1 protein-coding gene and 1 tRNA gene are annotated in these 2313 nt (G+C 46.6%); both read left to right on the plus strand.

Going from position 1 to position 2313, the window contains the following annotated elements:
• Positions 1 to 440 precede the first annotated feature (440 nt).
• On the plus strand, positions 441 to 1088 hold the full coding sequence (locus tag HMPREF0666_RS15745) for a trimeric intracellular cation channel family protein (protein WP_009013381.1): 648 nt from the start codon (positions 441 to 443) through the stop codon (positions 1086 to 1088).
• A gap of 102 nt (positions 1089 to 1190) precedes the next feature.
• Positions 1191 to 1264: transfer RNA gene (locus HMPREF0666_RS15750), tRNA-Arg, on the plus strand.
• Positions 1265 to 2313: the final 1049 nt, after the last annotated feature.

Genomic DNA, 2313 nt, shown 5'->3' on the forward strand with positions numbered 1-2313 from the left:
TTGATGGCTTGCGATGCTGCTTTCCGTAGTCTGACATATACGCCCCAAATACCCAGCTGTTAGGGTGTTGGGTGTTAAATGTTAGGTGTTGATGGCTTGCGTTGCACCTTTCCGCTGACAGGCTTGTACACCCCAAATACCCTGCTGTTAGGGTGATGGGTGTTAAATGTTAGGTGTTGATGGCTTGCGTTGCACCTTTCCGCTGTCTGGCTTGTACACCCAAAAGGCCCTGCTGTTAGGGTGATGGGTGTTAAATGTTAGGTGTTGATGGCTTGCGTTGCACCTTTCCGTAGTCTGACATATATGACCCAAATACCTTACTGTTAGGGTGATGGGAGTTAAATGTTAGGTGTTGATGGCTTGCGATGCACCATTTTCCCGTCCCCTTACGCTGAAATAAGGCCTTTAAGGCATCTTTTAGTTAGTTTTCATAGACAAAAATGTTATACACTGACCCACATCTTGTCCGTACGCTGCAGGTGATACTGGAGTTTCTTGGGACATTTGCGTTTGCCATATCGGGTATCCGACACGCCGCACAGAAACACTTCGATTGGTTCGGAGGATATGTGTGTGGCTTTGCCGTCGCCATCGGGGGCGGTACTATTCGTGACACCATGTTAGGAGTACGACCCTTCTGGATGACCAATATCATGTATGTGCTATGTACGGGTCTGGCCCTCTTCTTGGTTATCTTGTCACGACGATGGATTAAACGACTTAGCAACGCATGGTTTGTTTTCGACACACTCGGCCTTGCCCTCTTCACGATAGCGGGTATTCAGAAGACTGTCGCACTCGGTTATCCCTTCTGGGTGGCTATCATCATGGGCTGCATAACCGGTGTGGCGGGTGGTGTCATCCGTGATGTACTCCTAAACAACATCCCCGTTATCTTCCACAAGGAAATCTATGCCGTAGCAAGTGTGGGTGGTGGACTCATCTATTGGGGCCTCTTCGCCCTCGGTATGTCGCTCCCTCTGACCGTCATCATCACCTTCGTCGCCATCTGTATAATTCGTTTTATTGCAGTGGGTTACCATATCTCGCTGCCAACCCTGCAAGATGAAGATGAAAAAAAAGAGTAAAAAAGATAGTAAAACATTTGGTGGTTTGGGGAAAAAGTCCTACCTTTGCACTCGCAATTCAGCAATGAAGCAATTCATTACTCAACTTGCAACCATAACAATGGTTCCGTAGCTCAACTGAATAGAGCACTTGACTACGGATCAAGAGGTTACAGGTTTGAATCCTGTCGGAATCACTTAAGGACACTCGTAAGGGTGTCCTTTTTTTTTGTGTGGGTATAAGGAAGCCTCACCCCCAACCCCTCTCCGAATGGAGAGGGGAGTGATTACCGAGATACCCCCATGCTTAGCTAAACTTAATCTTTAATTTCGTTGTAACGATTTTTCGCTTCCCTAACACGTAATACATGCTTTTGATGGTTATAGAAGAGGCTTTTCTACGTCTGAGAACATGCCTTTCTCGCCCCAAGAAGGGCGTCTTCTACGAGCAAGAAGGGCATATACTTGAATGCAAAACATAACATGCTGATTTCTTGTGGGTTATATCCTTGATTATAGGCAATGATATCTGTGTATTGTGAGGGTGGTCAGCTTGGTTGGTTGTAAGGATTTTTTACGAGTTTACAGAGGTGTTGCAGGTAATACGTAAAATATGAGTCTACGCCTACAATACTATTCACATGAAGAGTTGGGCGTATTTTCTCTCACAGAAGACATTCCTTTTTCTCATGCTGGATATTTTTTTTCTCTCACAGAGAACACGGAGGTCACGGAGGTTTTAAGCGCACAGTTTCGAGCTCACAGAAGGCCTCCGGCATACAGAATTCACAGAACGTTTCAGCTAAAGAAGGGTGTTGGATGTTGAGTGTTAGGTGCTGATGATTAGCTAAAGTTGGCTATAAGGTTCTGTGAAATCGGTTGACTTAATGTCTCTGTGGAATGCTGTGTGTTCTGTTCTTCTGTGTTTTTCTGTGAGAAAAAGAATGCACCCACTCTATGAAATGACACACAAACAACACGCTGGGGAGTTTTTTCTCTCACAGAGCGCACGGAGGTCACGGAGGTTTTAAGCGCACAGTTTCGAGCCCACAGAACGCCTTCGGCATACAGAGTTCACAGAGGCCTCACCCCCAGCCCCCTCTCCGAATGGAGAGGGGAGTAGTATGTGAGGTTACCCCTATTAGCCTGCTACTGATAGAAGATGGGCCGCTAAACATCTTGAGGACATACAGGGGTATCTCGGTAATCACTCCCCTCTCCATTCGGAGAGGGGCTGGGGTGAGGC

Source organism: Prevotella sp. C561 (genome assembly GCF_000224595.1).
Classification (GTDB): Bacteria; Bacteroidota; Bacteroidia; order Bacteroidales; family Bacteroidaceae; genus Prevotella; species Prevotella jejuni.